We start from the raw sequence: 19,598 nt of genomic DNA on the forward strand, positions 1-19,598 counted from the left end.
TTGCTCTTGCTCTGCCTGTGATCTTGATCTGCTTGTGATCTTGATCTCAGGCGCCCCGTTAAACCACGCTGGCCGGAATTCGACAGGGATTTGGGGGGTAAACCGGCAGGGATGCCGGTTTAGCCGCCCCGCGCCATGGATGGCGCGTGGCGGCGGCCCCCCAAATCACTGGCGGATTACGGGCACACCGAGCCTAAGCGAGGTGCCGAGTGGTGGGGCAAGAGCGTTTTGCTTACTTTTGCGCTGTTCAAAAGTGAGCCGCCGTCAGGGCGGAACCCTAAGTGGCCGTTACCTAAACAACGGATATGTACCCGGTCCAACTGTGTTGACTGTTAGGCCGCCTTCGCAGGCAAGCCAGCTCCCACAGTGTCCGTGTCTAGTCAGACAACTCGGTCTACTGTGGGAGCTGGCTTTTCATAAAGTGGAAGGGCGGGACAGAAACACATCCGCCAGCCGTTGATTACGCGGCAGCCCTGCCAGGAACAAGCGCTTGGAAAAAGCCTCGACGTTGGCGGGGTGCCCGCAGAGCAAGGCCAGGGTGTGCCGGGAAACAAGCCGCAGTTGTGCCAATGCCGGCTGCAACTGCGCTGTAGTCCATAGCTCCACGGCAAGGTTCCCATGCTGCGCGGCAAGCGCCGTCAGAGGTTCGGCCAGATAATGAGCCTCGGCCTCATGGGCCAGGTGAATCACGCGAATCTCGCCTTGATGATCCTGGCGCAGAGCCTCGCGCAGCACGCCCCACAAGGGGCCCAGGCCGGTACCGGAAGCCAGCAGCCACAATGGCCGCGATTGCCAGTCAGGATCATAGTGCAGCGCTCCACCCCGCAGTTCGCCCAGCCGTAGAGGCTCACCGACCTTGAACTGTCGCGCGGCATCGCTGAATGCACCAGGCTGGCGGCACTCGATATGAAACTCCAGGTACGGCTCTTCCTGGGGCAAGCTCGCCAGGGAATACGGACGTGCCACCTGCCCCGCCCACAGCACCAGATGCTGCCCGGCGCTGTACCGCAGGGCACGTTCCGGTTGCAGGCGCAGACGCAGTACCGTCGAACTCAGCCAATCGACGCCCACCACCTGGGCGGGCAGGCCATCGCGCTGAGGGTCAAACGCTTCGACCTTCAGGTTTGCACTCACCCGGCACTGGCACGCCAGGCGCCAACCTTGCTGGCGCTGCGTCGGGCTCAGGGCGTCGGGCTGCTGGTCGTCAACCTCACCCTCGCAACGCACCAGGCACGCATGGCAACTGCCGGCCCGGCAACTGAAGGGCACGGCCACGCCCGCCTGATTCAAGGCATCCAGCAGGTTGCTGCCGGAGGTGACCGACCAGTGGCGTTCGCCGACGTACAGTTCAGGCATAACGCCGTTACCTCTCTAGGTAGGAGCGAGCTTGCTCGCGAAGATCGCTAACGATAACGCGGACAACCAGATGAAACCCACCAGATTCACGCTTTTCGCGAGCAAGCTCGCTCCTACAGATAACCGGGCCGGGCATTCGTGACCATAGTCGGGTGTATCGGCCACCGTGCCGGGTTATACTGCCGCGCCTTTTTAGCGTCGCGCCTGCACCATTCTGGCGTGCCTTGGAAAGATGGCGTCAGCCGACCGATGCAACACTGACGCCATCTTTATTGAATGTTCCCTTATAGAGGAGCGCGACTCATGACCGTGATCAAGCAAGACGACCTGATTCAGAGCGTTGCCGACGCCCTGCAATTCATTTCCTACTACCACCCCGTTGACTTCATCCAGGCCATGCACGAAGCCTACCTGCGCGAAGAATCGCCGGCAGCCCGTGACTCCATCGCCCAGATCCTGATCAACTCGCGCATGTGTGCCACCGGCCACCGCCCGATCTGCCAGGACACCGGTATCGTCACCGTGTTCGTGCGCGTGGGTATGGACGTGCGTTGGGACGGCGCCACCATGGGCCTGGACGACATGATCAACGAAGGCGTGCGTCGCGCCTACAACCTGCCGGAAAACGTCCTGCGCGCCTCGATCCTCGCCGACCCGGCCGGTGCTCGCAAGAACACCAAGGACAACACCCCAGCGGTCATCCACTACTCCATCGTCCCGGGTAACACCGTGGAAGTGGACGTGGCGGCCAAGGGTGGCGGTTCCGAGAACAAGTCGAAGATGGCCATGCTCAACCCGTCCGACTCGATCGTAGACTGGGTGCTAAAGACCGTTCCGACCATGGGCGCCGGCTGGTGCCCACCGGGCATGCTCGGCATCGGCATCGGCGGCACCGCCGAGAAAGCCGCAGTAATGGCCAAGGAAGTGTTGATGGAGTCCATCGACATCCACGAGCTGAAAAAGCGCGGCCCGCAGAACCGTATCGAAGAAATGCGCCTGGAGCTGTTCGAGAAGGTCAACCAACTGGGCATCGGTGCCCAGGGCCTGGGTGGCCTGACCACCGTGCTCGACGTGAAGATCATGGACTACCCGACCCACGCCGCTTCCCTGCCGGTGTGCATGATCCCCAACTGCGCCGCCACCCGTCACGCGCACTTCGTGCTCGATGGTTCGGGCCCGGCGTCGCTGGAAGCGCCACCGCTGGACGCCTACCCGGAAATCGTCTGGGAAGCCGGCCCATCGGCCCGTCGCGTCAACCTCGACACCCTGACCCCGGAAGAAGTGCAGAGCTGGAAGCCGGGCGAAACCGTACTGCTCAACGGCAAGATGCTCACCGGTCGCGACGCGGCGCACAAGCGCATGGTCGAGATGCTGAACAAGGGCGAAACCTTGCCGGTGGACCTCAAGGGCCGCTTTATCTACTACGTCGGCCCGGTTGATCCGGTGCGCGAAGAAGTGGTTGGCCCAGCGGGCCCGACCACCGCGACGCGGATGGACAAGTTCACCCGCCAGATCCTCGAGCAAACCGGCCTGCTGGGCATGATCGGCAAATCCGAGCGCGGCCCGACCGCCATCGAAGCGATCAAGGACCACAAGGCCGTGTACCTGATGGCCGTGGGCGGCGCCGCTTACCTGGTGGCCCAAGCCATCAAGAAGTCGCGCGTGGTTGCCTTCGCCGAACTCGGCATGGAAGCCATCTACGAGTTCGACGTCAAAGACATGCCGGTCACCGTTGCCGTGGACAGCAAAGGCGAGTCCGTCCACATCACCGGTCCTGCCATCTGGCAGAAAAAGATCAGTGACAGCCTGGCGGTAGAAGTGCAGTAAGCACTTTCTCCACAAGCATAAAGGCGACTGCGGCCCCATGGCCCAGTCGCCTTTTTTATGCCTGAAGCAAGGGAGTGGCTCTTGCTCTTGCTCTGCTCTTGATCTTGATCTCAGGCGCCCCGTTAAACCACGCTGGCCGTAATCCGCCAGTGATTTGGGCGGCCGCTGTCAGGGCGGAACCCTAAGCGGCCGTTACCGCAGCAATGGATATGTACCCAATCCAACTGTGTCGCCTGCCAGGCCGCCTTCGCGAGCAAGCCCGCTCCCACATTGGGATCGTGGGGTGTCAGGTAGATAGCCGTCGGCTGGCAGGCCGTCATCGCAGGCAAGCCAGCCACGCAAGCTCCTTGGCCACAAGATATGTGCCGCCCATGCTATGGTGCTCGCCCCTTACCGTGCCTGTTCATCATCGTATGATCGTGATCCCTCGCCCCCTGCGCCTGACCTTCTACTCCCTGTTGATCATCGCCGGTGCGGTGCTGGCCGCCGCCTTGGCCACGCGCCATGCCGAACGCCAGGCCCTGGTGGACGACGCCGCCCGTGCCAATCAGCAGCTCGCGCTGTACGCCAACTCGCTGCACACCCTGATCGAACGCTACCGTGCCCTGCCTGCCGTGCTGGCGCTGGACTCGGAAATGATCAGCGCCTTGAAGGGCCCGCTGGACGCCGCCACGCAAGACCGGCTCAACCGCAAGCTGGAGCGTATCAACGGCGCCGCGCAGTCTTCGACCCTCGAACTGATGGACCGCACCGGCCTGGCCGTGGCCGCCAGCAACTGGAACCTGCCCAGCAGTTATGTCGGCCACAATTACGCGTTCAGGCCGTATTTCAGCCAGACCCTGAGCCAGGGCACCGGGCGCTTTTATGCGGTGGGGGTGACCACGGGCATTCCGGGCTACTTTCTTTCCAGTGCGGTCGTGGATGAGCACGAGCAATTCCTCGGCGCCATGGTGGTCAAGCTCGAGTTCCCCGAGCTGGAACGCGAATGGGCCCAGGGCAATGACCTGCTGTTGGTCAGCGATGCGCGGGGCATCGTGTTTATCGCCAACCAGCCGGGCTGGCGTTATCGCAACCTGCGGCCGTTGTCTGAAAATGACCTGGCTGAACTCAAGGCCACCCGCCAATACGACAAGAAGCAACTGCAGCCACTGGACACCCAGCCCCTGCAACGCTTTGACGAAAACAGCCACTTGATCCGCGTCAACGGCCCCGACGGCAACGCCAATTACATCTGGGAGTCGCTGCCGCTCAAGCGCGAAGGCTGGACCCTGCACCTGTTGCGCAAACCCCAGTTTGCCTTTGAAGACCAACGCAACGCGGGCCTTGCCGCTGCGGGTTCGTGGCTGGCACTGGTGTTTCTGGTGCTGTTCCTCAGCCAGCGCTGGCGCCTGGCCCGCTTGCGTCAGCGCAGCCGTGAAGAACTGGAGCAATTGGTCGAAGAACGCACCCAGGCGTTGCGCACCGCCCAGGATGGCCTGGTGCAGTCGGCTAAACTGGCGGCATTGGGGCAGATGTCGGCCGCCCTCGCCCATGAAATCAACCAACCACTGACCGCCCAGCGCATGCAACTGGCGACGCTGCGGCTGTTGCTCGACCATGGTCGCGTGGACGATGCCTACAAGGCCCTCACACCGCTGGATGACATGCTCACGCGCATGGCCGCGCTCACCGGCCACCTCAAGACATTCGCGCGCAAGAGCCCCAGTGGCCTGCGCGAAAAGCTGGACCTGGCGACGGTAGTCGACCAATCCCTGCACCTGCTCGATGCGCGCCTGCGGGACGAAGCCATTGGTGTGGTGCTGGACCTCACCCGCCCGGCCTGGGTACGTGGCGACGCGATCCGCCTCGAACAGGTGCTGATCAACCTGTTGCGCAACGCTCTGGACGCCATGGCCGACAAACCGCGCAAGCGCCTGGAAATTCGCCTGCACGCCGATCAGCAGCTGTGGCAGTTGAGCGTCTGCGACAGCGGTGGCGGGATTGCCGAAGAACACTTGGGCAGTGTGTTCGACCCATTTTTCACCACCAAACCGGTGGGCGACGGGCTCGGCTTGGGGCTGGCGGTGTCCTACGCTATCGTGCATGAACTGGGCGGCCGCCTGAGTGCCGCTAACCGTGGCGATGGCGCAATCTTCACCTTGACCCTGCCTATCGTCCTGGAGACGCCAGACCTATGTTGAACGCGGTGATTGTGGTCGATGACGAAGCGAGTATTCGCACGGCCGTCGAGCAATGGCTGAGCCTGTCGGGGTTTGACGTGCAGTTGTTCAGCCGCGCCGAAGAGTGCCTGGCGCAACTGCCCAAGGACTTTGCCGGGGTGATTCTGAGCGACGTGCGCATGCCGGGGCTCAGCGGTCTTGAGTTGTTGGCCGAGGTGCAGCGCCGCGATGCCGATTTGCCGGTGATTTTGCTCACCGGTCATGGCGACGTGCCGATGGCCGTCGAAGCCATGCGCGACGGGGCCTACGACTTCCTGGAAAAACCCTTCAGCCCCGACGCCTTGCTCAACAGCCTGCGCCGGGCGCTGGACAAGCGCGGCCTGATCCTGGAAAACCGCCGCCTGCATCAACAAGCCGATCATCGCGCGCAGTTGGAGTCCAGCCTGCTGGGCGTGTCCAAGGGCCTGCAAAGTTTGCGCCGCCAAGTGCTGGACCTGGCGAGTTTACCGGTCAATGTGCTGATTCGTGGCGAGACCGGCAGCGGTAAGGAGCTGGTCGCCCGCTGCCTGCATGACTTCGGCCCACGCGCCAAGAAGCCCTTCGTGGCCCTCAATTGCGCGGCGATCCCCGAGCAGTTGTTCGAAGCCGAGCTGTTCGGGCATGAAAGCGGCGCCTTCACCGGCGCCCAGGGCAAACGTATCGGCAAGCTGGAATATGCCCACGGCGGCAGCTTGTTTCTGGATGAAATAGAAAGCATGCCCCTGGCTCAACAGGTGAAATTGCTGCGTGTGTTGCAAGAGCAGAAGCTGGAGCGGCTGGGCTCTAACCAGAGTATCCATGTGGACCTGCGCATCATCGCCGCCACCAAGCCCGACCTGCTGGAAGAAGCCCGTGCCGGGCGATTTCGCGAAGACTTGGCCTATCGGCTCAACGTCGCCCAACTGCGCCTGCCGCCCTTGCGTGAACGTCGCGAAGATATTCCGCTGTTGTACGAGCATTTTGCGCAAAGCGCCGCCGAGCGTCTGGGCCGCCAGGTCGAGCCCTTGAGTGGGCCACAGCTGGGGCGCCTGCTCAGCCATGACTGGCCGGGCAATGTGCGCGAACTGGCCAACGTCGCCGAGCGCCAGGTGCTGGGGCTGGACGAGCCGGAACCGCAAGGGATCGAAGCCGGGCAGTCGTTGGCAGCGCAGCAGGAGGCGTTCGAGGCACACTGCCTGAAGGCCGCGTTGACGCGTCACAAGGGCGATATCAAGGCGGTGCTGGCCGAGTTGCAACTGCCGCGCCGTACCTTCAATGAGAAGATGCAGCGGCATGGGTTGGTAAGGGAGATGTTTCTCTGATCCCGCTTCTGTATCGATTGTAAGGACGTCTTCGCGAGCAAGCCCGCTCCCACATTTGAAATGCATTTCAACCTGTGGGAGCGGGCTTGCTCGCGAAGAGGCCATTAGCCATAAGCGGATTTCCGCTCACCACCCCAAAACCATCAGCGACTTTCCGCTCAAAAAAATCCCACAACCCTTCTATTCCGGGCCTTCCTCTACCTGGCACAGCTCCTGCTATAGCCCGAACAGGCTGCGCACGCGCCGCTCCATAAAAACAACTAGATGAAGGATCCTTCAATGGATAACTCCAACACCGTGCCTCTGGGATCGACGGCCGCAAAAGCGCAGGAGCGCACCACCTCCAGCCGCATCAAGTCGATTTTCAGCGGATCAGTCGGCAACATGGTCGAATGGTACGACTGGTACGTCTACGCCGCCTTCTCGCTGTATTTTGCCAAAGCCTTCTTCCCCAAGGGCGACACCACTGCCCAACTGCTCAACACTGCCGCTATCTTCGCCGTGGGCTTCCTGATGCGCCCGATCGGTGGCTGGCTGATGGGCCTGTACGCCGACAAAGTCGGGCGTAAAAAAGCCTTGATGGCCTCGGTGTACCTGATGTGCTTCGGCTCGCTGCTGATTGCCCTGAGCCCAGGCTATGAAGTCATTGGTATCGGTGCGCCGATCCTGCTGGTGTTTGCCCGCCTGCTGCAGGGCCTGTCGGTCGGCGGCGAATACGGCACCTCTGCCACTTACCTCAGTGAAATGGCCACCAAGGAACGTCGCGGTTTCTACTCCAGCTTCCAGTACGTGACCCTGATCTCCGGCCAGCTCATCGCGCTGGCGGTGCTGATTGTGCTGCAACAGGTACTCACCACCGAGCAGTTGTACGCCTGGGGCTGGCGCATCCCGTTCGCCATCGGCGCGCTGTGTGCAGTGGTCGCGCTGTACCTGCGTCGTGGCATGGAAGAAACCGAGTCGTTCACCAAGAAAGAAAAAGCCAAGGAAAGCGCAATGCGCACCTTGATGCGCCACCCCAAGGAACTGCTGACCGTGGTCGGCCTGACCATGGGCGGCACCCTGGCGTTCTACACCTACACCACCTACATGCAGAAATACCTGGTGAACACCGTCGGCATGAGCATCTCCGACTCCACCACCATCTCGGCGGCGACGCTGTTTCTGTTCATGTGCCTGCAACCGATCATCGGCGGGCTGTCGGATAAAATCGGCCGCCGCCCGATCCTGATCGCTTTCGGCGTGCTTGGCACCCTGTTCACCGTGCCGATCCTCACTACCCTGCACACCATCCAAAGCTGGTGGGGCGCGTTCTTCCTGATCATGGCAGCGCTGATCATCGTCAGCGGCTACACCTCGATCAACGCCGTGGTGAAGGCCGAGCTGTTCCCGACCGAAATCCGTGCGCTGGGCGTGGGCCTGCCGTATGCCCTGACCGTGTCGATCTTCGGCGGCACCGCTGAATACATCGCGCTGTGGTTCAAGAGCATCGGTATGGAAACTGGCTACTACTGGTACGTGACGGCGTGTATCGCGGTGTCGTTGATGGTGTACGTGACCATGAAGGACACGCGTAAACACTCGCGGATCACCACCGACTAAAAATGTGGGAGCGGGCTTGCCCGCGATAGCGGAGGATCAGTCAAAGTTGTATCAACTGACCCACCGCAATCGCGGGCAAGCCCGCTCCCACATTTAGTCTTAGGACAACTCTGCGGCCTCACTCCGTCCATAACGCCGCTGTGCATACGACGCGCCGACAATCATCACCAGCAGCACCGCCGCCAACACCGCCGATGAACCGACGGTGCCAAAATCCAGGCCGCCCTTTTCATGGGGTTTGGTCAGGAAGTCCCCCAAGGTCGCGCCAAACGGCCGTGTCAGTACAAACGCCACCCAGAACAACAGCACCGACGAGATGCGTGTGAAGTACTTGAGCGCCACCACCGCGGCGATGGTCGAACCGATCAGCAATGCGCCACCGGCGAAGCCCAACCCCGAATCGTCCGCGAGAAAATCGCCCAATGCGGTGCCCAAGGTGTTGGAAAACAGGATCGCCATCCAGTAAAACAGCTCGCCCCGGAAGGTCTGCACCTTGTTTACATTCAGCGAGTCACCACTGAGGTGCCACACCGCAAAGATGATCATCAAGATCACGATCAGGATCATCGACCCCGTGGCGTAGCCCAGCCCCAGCGTGCGGTCCATGAAGTCGGACATCGTGGTACCCGCCGTGCTGGTGGACAGAATCACGATCCAGTACAGCACCGGGTTGTAGGTTTTCGACCAGAGTTGCGTCACCAGGGTCACCAGGAACACGCTGATGAGGATCATGGAGCTGATGGCGTAACCAACGTTCAAGGTCATCGACAGCAAATCCCCGGCGGTTTCGCCCAAGGTGGTTGCGCAGATTTTCATGACCCAGAACGCCAAGGTGATCTGAGGAAGTTTGTTCATGCAGTAGATGGCTCCAAGGCTCAGTCTTATAGGGGGTATTGACCTTGGGCGCAGACTGAAGGGAAAGCTGTGAAAAATAGGTGGCCTATGTATGAAAAATCCATGGGCACCGTGGAAATTCACCGCCATGAATTGCACTATGACGGCCTCTCAAACCGCGTAGCAGGAACCCCGGCCATGCCTGACGATATCCACTTTTACGAACCCGCCAACGGCCACGGCCTGCCTCACGACCCGTTCAATGCCATCGTCGGCCCACGCCCGATTGGCTGGATCTCCTCCCACGACCGCGAAGGCCGCCTGAACCTGGCGCCCTACAGCTTCTTCAATGCGTTCAACTACATTCCGCCGATCATTGGGTTTTCCAGTGTCGGGCGCAAAGACAGCCTGAACAATATCGAACAGACCGGCGAGTTCGTCTGGAACCTGGCCACCCGCCCGCTGGCCGAGCAGATGAACCAGAGCTGCGCGCCGGTATCGCCCGAGGTGAATGAATTCGAACTCTCCGGGCTGACGCCGGTGGCTTCGAAAATCGTCGGCGTACCACGGGTGGGCGAGAGCCCGGTGTCGTTCGAGTGCAAGGTGACGCAGATCATCCAACTGCAACGTGCCGACCAACAGTTGGTGCCAAGCTGGCTGGTGCTGGGCGAGGTGGTTGCGGTGCACATCGCCAAGTGGTTGCTCAAGGATGGGATCTACGACACTGCTGCCGCCGAGCCGATTTTGCGTGGGGGTGGCCCGGCGGATTATTTCCAGCTGGGGCCGGAAGCACTGTTCAAGATGTACAGACCTCAATAGCCCCTGTAGGAGCGAGCTTGCTCGCGAAGATCGTCAACGAGAACGCGGGGCACCAGGCTGAACGCGGTGCTCTTGAGTTTTTCGCGAGCAAGCTCGCTCCTACAGTGCGGCGGGAGCCCAGGTCAGTTGGCCTTCTGCATCCACATCGACCAGACGCTCAAGTTGCAGCGTCGCCGCATCATCAGCATCCGAAGCCGTCTTGAACGTCTGCCCATCAAGGATCTTGTGAAACCTGGGTGCGCCCATGCCATCCAGTGCCTTGACGGCGACGGCGGCGCTGTAGCCACCTTCGCCCGGTACTACGGCGGAAACGGCTTCGTGGTGGGCAAATTGTTTACGTGCCATGTTGCAGGTCCTGGCCAATGGAAAGTCGGCCATTCTAACCGCTAACCGGCCAGTTGCAGGTACTCGCCGTACGCCTGTGCGGCCGATGCGTCGGTAAAAGTCTGGAAGTCCATACTGCGCACGACCATGTCGTTCAACAGCTCGGTGAAGATCATCAGGGCCGGAGAGCTGAAGTAGGCGCTCATGGCCTGCTCGCTGCTCCAGAACCCGGACACCAGCCACACATCGGGGTCGACCTGGGAGTGCTGCAACGAGAATTGCAGGCAACCCTGGGCCTGGCGACCCGGTTCAATCAAACTGCTCAAGCGTGCACCGAGTTCGGTGCTGCACCCGCTACGGGCACGGATAAAGGCCATATGGCTCGCGGGAATGGGGGTGGACATGTTCGACTCTCCCGTTGAGAAGTGATGCTCGGCAAGCACAATGAGGGCGTGTTGCCACAGGATCAAAGATAGCGGCGCGGCGGTAAGCGCGGTTAGTCAATTCCTGCAGGCTTATTGCACAATCCTGCGAGAAGCGTAGGGAGGACGTCCGACCCCAAGATTTATTCCAGGCCCAGGCCCCATGTTTCAGGCAGATGACAGGCTGCGCACTTGCCTGATTCACGCTATCTCGCAGGATCAGGCAAGGATGCTGCAGAATCGACGTAACACTATTTGAACAGCCGCCGCTAAGCTGAGCCCATCAAAGCCGCGTGTAGAGGACACCCCATGCCGTCGCCCGAATCCAAGCCCGTTCCCCTTGATGCCGAGATGGAGAAACAACGCGCCGAGCTGGCCAGTATCGTGCACCGCCATACCTGGGAGGACGGCTCCTACGGCACGGCGATCACCTCGCTGTACTTGAACCGCCACAACGCGCCCCGGGATTTCATGCCGGTGTTGGTGGAACCTGCGCTGTGCATCCTCGCCAGTGGCAGCAAGGAAGTGCGCCTGGCCGACGAGATCTTTGCCTACGACCCGCTCAACTACCTGGTGTTCTCGGTGGCAATGCCGGTGGCCGGCCGCATCATCGACGCCACCGCCGAGGACCCGAACCTCTCGGTGCGCATCAACATCGACCCGGCGCAGCTCACCGCGCTGATCGCAGAGGCCGGGCCGATGGGCGTGCCCTCGCGCCCGACCTCGCGAGGCATGTACGTCGACCGCATCGATCACGCACTGCTCGATGCGGTGCTGCGCCTGACCCGCTTGCTGGACACGCCTAAAGACATCGCGATGCTCGCGCCGCTGATCAACCGTGAAATCCTCTACCGTTTGCTGCGTGGCCCGCAGGGTTATCGCCTGTATGAAATTGCTGTGGCTAACAGCCAGAGCCATCGGGTGAGCCAGGCAATCACCTGGTTGAACGGTAACTACGAACAGCCGCTGCGTATCGACGACCTGGCCAAGGAAGTGAACCTGAGCGTCTCGACCTTGCACCACCGGTTCAAAGCGATCACCGCCATGAGCCCGCTGCAATACCAGAAGCAACTGCGCTTGCAGGAAGCGCGGCGGCTGATGATCGCCGAAGGGCTGGAGGCTTCGGCGGCGGGGTATCGGGTGGGGTATGAAAGCCCGTCGCAGTTCAGCCGGGAGTACAGCCGGTTGTTTGGTGCGCCGCCGCTGCGCGACTTGGCCCGGTTGCGCCAAAGCATCTGATGCGTGCGTAGCAAAATGTGGGAGCTGGCTTGCCTGCGATGGCGGCCTGGCAGCCGACACTTATCTACCTGATGCCCCACGATCCAACTGTGGGAGCGGGCTTGCTCGCGAAGGCGGCCTAGCAGGCGACACAGTTGGATTGGGTATATATCCATTGCTGCGGTAACGGCTACTTAGGGTTCCGCCCTGACGGCGGCTCACTTTTGAAAAGCGCAAAAGTAAGCAAAACGCTCTTGCCCCACCACTCGGCACCTCGCTTAGGCTCGGTGTGCCCGTAATTCGCCAGTGATTTGGGGGGCCGCCGCCACGCCCCATCCATGGCGCGGGGCGGCTAAACCGGCATCCCTGCCGGTTTACCCCCCAAATCCCTGGCGAATTCCGGCCAGCGTGGTTTGACGGGGCGCCTGAGATCAAAAGCAGATCAAGATCAAGAGCGGCTCGCTTCGCATCGTGGTTACCGTCGGCTACTACAGGCTGCAAAGTTGTGTAGATACCTATGGCTATCGCAGGCAAGCCAGCTCCCACAGTAGGTCTGCGTATATTCAGTCTAATCCGCGGGGGAGCTGCAAAGTGACGCGCAGGCCGCCTTCACGCAGGTTCTGCAAACTCACTTCGCCCCCATGGCTGTGGGCAATGTTGCGCGCAATCCCCAACCCCAACCCGTAACCCTGCTGCTGGCCGGCCAGGCGAAAGTGCGGTTCAAACACTTGCTCCAGTCGCTGCTGCGGCACGCCTGGGCCTTCATCATCCACGTGCAGGATGAACTGCACGCCATCGTCTTCGATATGCAAATGCGCGTTCTGCCCGTACTTGAGCGCGTTGTCGATCAGGTTGCCGATGCAACGCTTGAGCGCCAGCGGCTTGCCTGGGTAGGCTGACAGCGCCGCCCCATCGAGGGTCACTCGGCCATTGCCATGGGGTGCCAGGTACGGCTCCACCAGGCATTCGAGGACGTGGTTGAGGTCCACCGGCTGGATGTTTTCGTGGATGTCGGTGTCTTTCACGCATTGCAGTGCGCCTTTGACCAGCAACTCCAGCTCATCCAGATCACGGCCGAATTTGTTTTGCAGGTTCTCGTCTTCCAGCAATTCCACGCGCAGGCGCAGGCGAGTGATGGGCGTACGCAGGTCATGGGAAATCGCGCTGAACAACTGGCTGCGCTCGGTCAGGTAACGGCTGATGCGTTCACGCATGGCATTGAATGCACGGCCCACTTCCACCACTTCACTGCCGCCGCCTTCCGCCACCGGCTCCACATCGGCGCCCAGGGACATGTCCCGCGCCGCTCGTGCCAGGCGCTTGAGCGGCCGGCTTTGCCAGTGCACCAGCAGGCCGATGAACAGCAGTAGAAAACCGCTGGTGAGCACGATGAACCACACCTGCTGGGACGGCAGGCCTTGTTCTTCCAGGCTGGTGTAGGGCTCGGGCAACAGCGAGGCGATGTACAGCCATTCGCCGGGCGCCAGTTGAATCTGGGTGACCAGCACCGGCGGGTTCACCGGCTCCAGGGTTAGCGCGTAATGGGCCCAGGAGCGTGGCAGTTCGTCGAGCTTCAGGCCGGCATTGAAGATGCGCAGGTCTTCGGCGCTGACGAACTCTACCGAGATATGCACGTCGGCACCCAGGGTCTGGCGCAGCACTTCATCCACCGCCACCAGCACCGCTTGCTTGCGCGGGGTTTCGGGCAGTATTTGCATGTCCAGCGGGCGATCGTTGAGGGTCACTACAAAACGCGTGCCGCCCATGCTGCGCAATTGGTCCAGTACCAACGGGCGATAGGCCACCGGCAGCGACCGGAAGTAACTCACGCTGGCGGTCATTGAGTGCGCGAGGCTGCGGGCGCTGGTCACCAGGCCCTCAAGCTGGGTAGCGCGCAATTGCGACACCCAGATCACGCTGGACAGCGCCTGGGCGAACAACACCGCCAGCAAGGTCAGCAATAACATGCGCCCCAGCAGCGAGCGGGGTACCGGGAAGCGGCGGCGACGTTCGTTCAGCGGTTCAGTGGGCATTGCCGGCAACCACGCTGGCTGCCAGTTGATAGCCGCTGCCACGCACGGTGCGGATCAGCCGCGGGGGTTTCTCGGTGTCGCGCAGGCGCTGGCGCAGGCGGCTGACGGCCATATCGACGATACGGTCCAAGGGCATCAGGTCACGGCCACGGGTGGCGTTGCCGATGGTGTCGCGGTCGAGGATCTGCTGCGGGTGGTCGAGAAACAACTTGAGCAAGGCAAAGTCGGCACCGGAGAGAATCACCTCTTCGCCGTCCACATGAAACAAGCGGTGGCTGATCATATCCAGGCGCCATTCATCGAACACCCACACATCGCCGCCGCTGCTGCGCTCCTGGCCGAATTGGCAGCGGCGCAGCAGTGCCTTGATGCGCGCCTGCAGCTCGCGGGGGCTGAACGGCTTGCCGATATAGTCATCGGCGCCCAGCTCCAGGCCGATCACGCGGTCGGCTTCGTCGGAACTGGCGGTGAGCATGATGATCGGCACCTGCGCCTGGCGCGGGTGCTGGCGGATCCAGCGGCACAGGCTGAAGCCGTCTTCGTCTGGCAACATCACATCGAGGATGACCAGGTCGCACGGTGCCTCGTTCATCGCCTGGCGGAACCCCGCGCCATCGGACACGCCACGGACCTGGAAGCCGGCGCGACTGAGGTAGGTTTGCAGCAATTCGCGGATTTCCTGGTCGTCGTCGACGAGGAGAATGGATTTACTGATTACGCTCACGGGGGCCTCCTTGTTGTTATGGCCTAGCTTAAGTCATTTGTTGCCCTTGAGGCCGCTTTCGCGAGCAAGCCCGCTCCCACATTTGAATGTATTCACAAATCAAAATGTGGGAGCGGGCTTGCTCGCGAAGAGGCCATCAGCGCCTATGCAAAAGCCTGCTCCAAAGCCACACCCGCCCCAGTCAGCCCGGAATACGGCGCCGTTACCAGCCACACCGGAATACCTTTGAAGTAGTCGCTCATGCAGCCTTTATCCGCAAAGCTTTTGGCGAAACCGCTGTTGATAAAGAAGTCGGCAAACCTCGGTATCACCCCACCCACGATGTACACGCCACCGCGCCCACCGGTGGTCAAGACGTTATTGCCCGCCACCCGGCCCAGCCAGATGCTGAACTGGTCCAAAACTTCCATGGCCACCGGGTCACCGGCCAGGCCCGCCGCCGTGATGGCTTCGGGGGTGTCCAGCACCGGCTCATGCCCATCCACCGCACAAATCGCCCGGTACAGCCGTGGCAAGCCGCCACCGCTCAACGCGGTTTCGGCGCTGACATGCCCGATCTCGCTGTAGATGTGTTGCCACAATTGGGTTTCCCGTGGGCTGCTCAGGGGCAGGTCGACATGCCCACCCTCACCCGGCAATGCTGCCCAGCGGCCTGCGCCGAGGTCCAGCAAGGTGCCGACGCCAAGGCCGGTGCCCGGGCCGATCACCACGGCCGGGCGCAAGGGTTCCGGCGTGCCTTCGCAGACCACGCGGAATTCGTCGGGCTTGAGCCGGGTCATGCCCAGGGCCATGGCCGAGAAATCGTTGACCAGCAACAGTTCATCCACCTGCAGGGCCTGGCAAAACGCGGTTTTGCTCAGGCGCCAGTGGTTGTTGGTGAACTTGAATTCATCGCCGCTCACCGGCCCGGCCACCGACAGGCACACCGCACCGATGTCGCCGATTTGCAGGCCCTCTTCTTTGAGGTAGAGCTTGATCGCCTCTTCAGGGCTGCCGTGATCCGCCGTGGCATGCACGCGGATCGAATGCAGTTCCTGATCCCGCCATAACGCAAAACGGGCGTTAGTCCCCCCGATGTCACCGACCAGCGCAAGCTTCACTTAAGCGTCTCCAAGGCAGAGGTAAAGGCGCTGGCGCCCTGCTCTGCGGAGCTTGCGGCCAAGCGCATGAATGCAAACAGCTCGCGACCGGCTCCCACGTTATTGCCCAACAGGCCCGTGGCAGGCGTGCGCGCTGCAAATACTTCGGCGTCCACCTTAAGCTCCAGGGTGCCGGTAACGCCATCCACACGGATGATATCGCCATCCTGGACCCGCGCCAGCGGCCCGCCGCTCTGGGCTTCGGGGTTGACGTGGATCGCGGCGGGGATCTTACCCGACGCGCCGGACATTCGCCCATCTGTCACCAGTGCCACTTTGAAACCACGGTCCTGCAACACGCCCAGGAACGGGGTCATCTTATGCAATTCGGGCATGCCATTGGAGCGCGGCCCCTGGAAGCGCATCACCGCGACGAAGTCTTTTTCCAACAGGCCGGCCTTGAAGGCATCGGCCAGGTCCTGCTGGTCCTGGAACACCACCGCCGGCGCTTCGACCACCTGATGCTCCGGCGCTACTGCCGAAACCTTCATCACGCCACGGCCAAGGTTGCCTTCCATTACGCGCAAGCCGCCTTCGGGCGAGAACGCACGGGCCACCGGGCGCAGGATGGTTTCGTCGAGGCTTTCGATCGGGCCGTCGCGCCAGACCAGTTCGCCGTCGACCAGGAAAGGTTCCTGGATATAGCGGCTCAGGCCCTTGCCGGCCACGGTGTTGACGTCTTCGTGGAGCAGGCCGGCTTCCAGCAGTTCGCGGATCAGGAACGACATACCGCCCGCCGCCTGGAAGTGGTTGATGTCAGCCTTGCCGTTTGGATACACATGGGACAGGGTCGGCACCACCTCGGAGAGGTCGGCCATGTCCTGCCAGGTCAGGATGATGCCTGCCGACATGGCGATGGCCGGCATGTGCAGGGTGTGGTTGGTGGAACCGCCGGTGGCATTGAGCGCAACGATGGAGTTGACGATGGACTTCTCGTCGACAATCTCGCCAATCGGCGTGAAGTTGCCATTGGCCTTGGTCAAGCGCGTGACTTGGTGCGCGGCTTCGCGGGTCAACGCATCGCGCAGCGGCGTGTACGGGTTGACGAACGAAGCGCCGGGCAAGTGCAGGCCCATGACTTCCATCAGCAACTGGTTGGTGTTGGCGGTGCCGTAGAAGGTGCAGGTGCCGGGGCTGTGGTAGGACTTCATCTCCGATTCCAGCAGTTCTTCGCGGCTGGCCTTGCCCTCGGCGTAGCGCTGACGCACATCGGCCTTCTGCTTGTTGGAGATGCCCGACGGCATCGGCCCGCCCGGCACGAAGATCATCGGCAGGTGGCCGTAGCGCAGCGCACCCATCATCAGGCCAGGGACGATCTTGTCGCAGATGCCCAGCATCAGCGCGGCGTCGAACATGTTGTGGGACAGCGCTACCGCCGTAGACATGGCGATGACTTCACGGCTGAGCAGGCTCAGCTCCATGCCCGGCTCGCCCTGGGTCACGCCGTCGCACATGGCGGGGGTGCCGCCGGCGAACTGGCCGACCGAGCCGACTTCGCGCAGGGCCTTTTTGATTTGTTCGGGGAAATGCTCGTAGGGCTGATGCGCCGAGAGCATGTCGTTATAAGAAGAAACAATTGCCACGTTGGCGGCATTCATCATGCGCAGGCTGTTTTTGTCTTCGGTACCGCAACCGGCCACGCCATGGGCGAAGTTGGCGCATTGCAGCTTGCCGCGCATCGGACCGTCGCTGGCTGCGCCGCGAATGAGCGCAAGGTAAGCCTCGCGGGTGGCGCGGCTGCGGGCGATAAGCCGTTCGGTGACCTCAAGAACGCGGGGATGCATGTATAGAACTCCAGGCTAACGGATGTGGCGACCTGAGAGTCTATGCTGATCAAACGCCCACGGCTCATGGGATGGCAGGGGGTCGTTTGGATCATCGGACCAGTTGATTCAGGTCACTCGTTGTAGATTGAACAAAATATTGCCACTAAAAAGGCTTGTTTTCTATTTTTATGCGAATAATCTTGTAATTCTTACAACAAATCGACGACAGGCACTTTCCGATGACTCTTCGAATCGCAATCAATGGTTTTGGCCGTATCGGCCGTAATGTCCTGCGCGCACTGTATACCCAAGGCTATCGCCAGGATTTGCAGATCGTCGCCATCAACGATTTGGGCGACAGCTCGATCAATGCCCACCTGCTCAAGTACGACACCGTACACGGCACTTTCGACGCAGAGGTCGCCCACGATCAGGAAAGCCTGACCGTCAATGGTGACCGGATTGCCGTGAGTGCCATTCGCAACCCCGCCGACCTGCCGTGGGCTGCGCACAAGATTGACGTGGTGTTCGAATGCACCGGCCTGTTCACCGACCGTGACAAGGCTGCCGCCCATATTAGCGCCGGCGCGCGCAAGGTGATCATCTCCGCCCCGGCCAAAGGCGCGGACGCCACGGTGGTCTACGGGGTAAACCATGACATTTTGCGTCAATCCCACCAGATCATTTCCAACGCATCGTGCACCACCAACTGCCTGGCGCCGGTGGCCCAGGTGCTGCATCGCGAGCTAGGCATCGAAAGCGGGCTGATGACCACCATCCACGCCTACACCAACGACCAGAACCTCACCGACGTGTACCACACCGACCCGTACCGCGCGCGCTCGGCCACCCAGAACATGATCCCGAGCAAGACCGGCGCCGCTGAAGCAGTGGGCCTGGTGCTGCCGGAACTGGCAGGCAAGCTGACCGGCATGGCGGTGCGTGTACCGGTGATTAACGTGTCCCTGGTGGACCTCACCGTGCAACTGAAAAAAGAAGCCACGGCCGATGAGGTCAATGCCTTGCTCAAACACGCCAGCCAGCATTCGAAGATCCTCGGCTACAACACCCTGCCGCTGGTTTCCAGCGACTTCAACCATAACCCGCTGTCGTCGATCTTCGACGCCAATCACACCAAGGTCAGCGGCAAATTGCTCAAAGTGCTGGCGTGGTATGACAACGAGTGGGGTTTCTCCAACCGTATGCTGGATAACTGCCTGGCGCTGTGTAACGCCGAATAAGCCCCTCTTGAGGGAGCCGGGCGCGTGTGGGAGCGGGCTTGCTCGCGAATGCGGTGGCTCAGTTGGCCTATTCGTTGACTGACACACCGCTTTCGCGAGCAAGCCCGCTCCCACATGGGTTTAGTGCATCTCCTTGCACCTGCGCTGGCCCAGCGAAATAGCCACTTGCCATTTCAGTTGATGATAAGCATTATCATTCACTGCAAATCGGTCTGGTATCACTGTGAGCCAATCTCGCTTCAACCACGTCTTCCTCACCCAACGGGTGATCCTGCTACGAACTCTGCAACGCATGGTGCATAACCACAGCACTGCCGAGGACCTGTTGCAGGAAACCTACCTGCGCGTGACTCGGGCCCTGAGCGAGCGGCCAATCGACCACCTTGAACCTTTTGTCTACCAGACAGCCCGTAACCTGGCGCTGGATCATTTGCGCTCGCGCAGGATTCAGGCGCGTACCCTGCAGGAGGATGTCCCACTGGATGTCCTGCAAAGCGTCGCCGCGCCGGCCAGCACGCCGGAAGAAGCCACCCAGGCCGAGCAACTGCTGGAGCACCTGAGTGTGAGCCTCGGCCAGTTGAGCGCCCGCCAGCAGCGGATTTTCATCCTCAGCCGCCTACACGGTTGCAGCTATCAGGAGATTGCCGATCAGTTGGGTGTGTCCTTGAGCACAGTGCAAAAGGAACTCAAATTGATCATGGCCATCTGTGTGGGTGTGGCCGAACGGCTGGATCAGCCTTAAGCTTCACCCGACAGAGGTGTCGATCCAAGCTGTAGGAAAAATGAATAGAACGTGG

The 19,598-nt window shown here is 61.4% G+C and carries 16 protein-coding genes; 8 read left to right on the forward strand and 8 right to left on the reverse strand.

Going from position 1 to position 19,598, the window contains the following annotated elements; all coding sequences use genetic code 11:
• Positions 1-414 precede the first annotated feature (414 nt).
• A complete protein-coding gene (locus MF6394_RS06430) occupies positions 415-1,356 on the reverse strand; it encodes an iron-sulfur-binding ferredoxin reductase (RefSeq protein WP_069559012.1) in 942 nt (313 codons plus the stop codon).
• 303 nt (positions 1,357-1,659) lie between these two features.
• Between MF6394_RS06430 and MF6394_RS06435 the strand changes: the two genes are divergently transcribed.
• The 4 genes from MF6394_RS06435 to MF6394_RS06450 all read left to right on the forward strand — a co-directional run bounded on the left by MF6394_RS06435 (position 1,660) and on the right by MF6394_RS06450 (position 8,281).
• Positions 1,660-3,183, forward strand: coding sequence for a fumarate hydratase (locus tag MF6394_RS06435; RefSeq protein WP_003193907.1), 1,524 nt, complete (start codon positions 1,660-1,662; stop codon positions 3,181-3,183).
• Between the two features lie 413 nt (positions 3,184-3,596).
• A complete protein-coding gene (locus MF6394_RS06440) occupies positions 3,597-5,363 on the forward strand; it encodes an ATP-binding protein (protein WP_047711683.1) in 1,767 nt (588 codons plus the stop codon).
• Positions 5,357-6,682 (forward strand): sigma-54-dependent transcriptional regulator, encoded by a 1,326-nt coding sequence (locus MF6394_RS06445; RefSeq protein ID WP_069558990.1) that lies wholly within the window; start codon positions 5,357-5,359, stop codon positions 6,680-6,682. The genes MF6394_RS06440 and MF6394_RS06445 overlap by 7 nt, the downstream gene beginning before the upstream one ends.
• Before the next feature lie 279 nt (positions 6,683-6,961).
• Entirely contained in the window at positions 6,962-8,281 is a 1,320-nt protein-coding gene (locus MF6394_RS06450) for an MFS transporter (RefSeq protein WP_032895468.1), read from the forward strand.
• 99 nt (positions 8,282-8,380) lie between these two features.
• Here MF6394_RS06450 and MF6394_RS06455 read toward each other — a convergent pair whose 3' ends face one another.
• Positions 8,381-9,136 (reverse strand): COG4705 family protein, encoded by a 756-nt coding sequence (locus MF6394_RS06455; protein WP_032895467.1) that lies wholly within the window; start codon positions 9,134-9,136, stop codon positions 8,381-8,383.
• A 177-nt stretch (positions 9,137-9,313) separates the two neighbouring features.
• Here MF6394_RS06455 and MF6394_RS06460 point away from each other — a divergent pair, with 177 nt between their 5' ends.
• Positions 9,314-9,934 (forward strand): flavin reductase family protein, encoded by a 621-nt coding sequence (locus tag MF6394_RS06460; RefSeq protein ID WP_044268006.1) that lies wholly within the window; start codon positions 9,314-9,316, stop codon positions 9,932-9,934.
• Between the two features lie 99 nt (positions 9,935-10,033).
• Here the strand turns inward: MF6394_RS06460 and MF6394_RS06465 are convergent, their stop codons facing one another.
• Entirely contained in the window at positions 10,034-10,279 is a 246-nt protein-coding gene (locus MF6394_RS06465) for a hypothetical protein (RefSeq protein WP_044268008.1), read from the reverse strand.
• A 41-nt stretch (positions 10,280-10,320) separates the two neighbouring features.
• On the reverse strand, positions 10,321-10,662 hold the full coding sequence (locus MF6394_RS06470; protein WP_044268011.1) for an antibiotic biosynthesis monooxygenase family protein: 342 nt from the start codon (positions 10,660-10,662) through the stop codon (positions 10,321-10,323).
• Between the two features lie 327 nt (positions 10,663-10,989).
• Here MF6394_RS06470 and MF6394_RS06475 point away from each other — a divergent pair, with 327 nt between their 5' ends.
• Positions 10,990-11,919 (forward strand): AraC family transcriptional regulator, encoded by a 930-nt coding sequence (locus MF6394_RS06475; protein WP_003193916.1) that lies wholly within the window; start codon positions 10,990-10,992, stop codon positions 11,917-11,919.
• A gap of 542 nt (positions 11,920-12,461) precedes the next feature.
• Here the strand turns inward: MF6394_RS06475 and MF6394_RS06480 are convergent.
• The 4 genes from MF6394_RS06480 to edd all read right to left on the reverse strand — a co-directional run bounded on the left by MF6394_RS06480 (position 12,462) and on the right by edd (position 17,578).
• Positions 12,462-13,931: an ATP-binding protein gene (locus MF6394_RS06480; protein ID WP_044270926.1), complete on the reverse strand. Its 1,470-nt coding sequence runs from the start codon at positions 13,929-13,931 to the stop codon at positions 12,462-12,464.
• On the reverse strand, positions 13,921-14,655 hold the full coding sequence (locus MF6394_RS06485; RefSeq protein ID WP_003193918.1) for a response regulator: 735 nt from the start codon (positions 14,653-14,655) through the stop codon (positions 13,921-13,923). Before MF6394_RS06485 ends, MF6394_RS06480 begins: the two co-directional genes overlap by 11 nt.
• A gap of 143 nt (positions 14,656-14,798) precedes the next feature.
• The gene (locus MF6394_RS06490; RefSeq protein ID WP_044270924.1) at positions 14,799-15,755 is read right to left on the reverse strand and encodes a glucokinase; all 957 of its coding nucleotides are present in this window, start codon (positions 15,753-15,755) and stop codon (positions 14,799-14,801) included.
• On the reverse strand, positions 15,752-17,578 hold the full coding sequence (gene edd / locus MF6394_RS06495) for a phosphogluconate dehydratase (RefSeq protein ID WP_014719752.1): 1,827 nt from the start codon (positions 17,576-17,578) through the stop codon (positions 15,752-15,754). Before edd ends, MF6394_RS06490 begins: the two co-directional genes overlap by 4 nt.
• 221 nt (positions 17,579-17,799) lie before the next feature.
• Between edd and gap the strand changes: the two genes are divergently transcribed.
• Positions 17,800-18,801 (forward strand): type I glyceraldehyde-3-phosphate dehydrogenase, encoded by a 1,002-nt coding sequence (gene gap / locus MF6394_RS06500; RefSeq protein WP_003193921.1) that lies wholly within the window; start codon positions 17,800-17,802, stop codon positions 18,799-18,801.
• Between the two features lie 223 nt (positions 18,802-19,024).
• A complete protein-coding gene (locus MF6394_RS06510) occupies positions 19,025-19,543 on the forward strand; it encodes an RNA polymerase sigma factor (protein WP_003193922.1) in 519 nt (172 codons plus the stop codon).
• The last annotated feature ends 55 nt before the right edge of the window (positions 19,544-19,598 follow it).

The organism is Pseudomonas sp. MF6394 (assembly GCF_002018845.1).
Taxonomy (GTDB): Bacteria; Pseudomonadota; Gammaproteobacteria; order Pseudomonadales; family Pseudomonadaceae; genus Aquipseudomonas; species Aquipseudomonas lactis.

What these genes read in the sequence shown, in the direction of transcription:
- MF6394_RS06470 (WP_044268011.1), bottom strand. Translation starts at nt 10,662, where the DNA reads ATGTCCACCCCCATTCCCGCGAGCCATATGGCCTTTATCCGTGCCCGT.
- MF6394_RS06435 (WP_003193907.1), top strand. Translation starts at nt 1,660, where the DNA reads ATGACCGTGATCAAGCAAGACGACCTGATTCAGAGCGTTGCCGACGCC.
- MF6394_RS06440 (WP_047711683.1), top strand. Translation starts at nt 3,597, where the DNA reads ATGATCGTGATCCCTCGCCCCCTGCGCCTGACCTTCTACTCCCTGTTG.
- gap (WP_003193921.1), top strand. Translation starts at nt 17,800, where the DNA reads ATGACTCTTCGAATCGCAATCAATGGTTTTGGCCGTATCGGCCGTAAT.
- MF6394_RS06430 (WP_069559012.1), bottom strand. Translation starts at nt 1,356, where the DNA reads ATGCCTGAACTGTACGTCGGCGAACGCCACTGGTCGGTCACCTCCGGC.
- MF6394_RS06455 (WP_032895467.1), bottom strand. Translation starts at nt 9,136, where the DNA reads ATGAACAAACTTCCTCAGATCACCTTGGCGTTCTGGGTCATGAAAATC.
- MF6394_RS06445 (WP_069558990.1), top strand. Translation starts at nt 5,357, where the DNA reads ATGTTGAACGCGGTGATTGTGGTCGATGACGAAGCGAGTATTCGCACG.
- MF6394_RS06475 (WP_003193916.1), top strand. Translation starts at nt 10,990, where the DNA reads ATGCCGTCGCCCGAATCCAAGCCCGTTCCCCTTGATGCCGAGATGGAG.
- MF6394_RS06450 (WP_032895468.1), top strand. Translation starts at nt 6,962, where the DNA reads ATGGATAACTCCAACACCGTGCCTCTGGGATCGACGGCCGCAAAAGCG.
- MF6394_RS06460 (WP_044268006.1), top strand. Translation starts at nt 9,314, where the DNA reads ATGCCTGACGATATCCACTTTTACGAACCCGCCAACGGCCACGGCCTG.
- MF6394_RS06480 (WP_044270926.1), bottom strand. Translation starts at nt 13,931, where the DNA reads ATGCCCACTGAACCGCTGAACGAACGTCGCCGCCGCTTCCCGGTACCC.
- edd (WP_014719752.1), bottom strand. Translation starts at nt 17,578, where the DNA reads ATGCATCCCCGCGTTCTTGAGGTCACCGAACGGCTTATCGCCCGCAGC.
- MF6394_RS06465 (WP_044268008.1), bottom strand. Translation starts at nt 10,279, where the DNA reads ATGGCACGTAAACAATTTGCCCACCACGAAGCCGTTTCCGCCGTAGTA.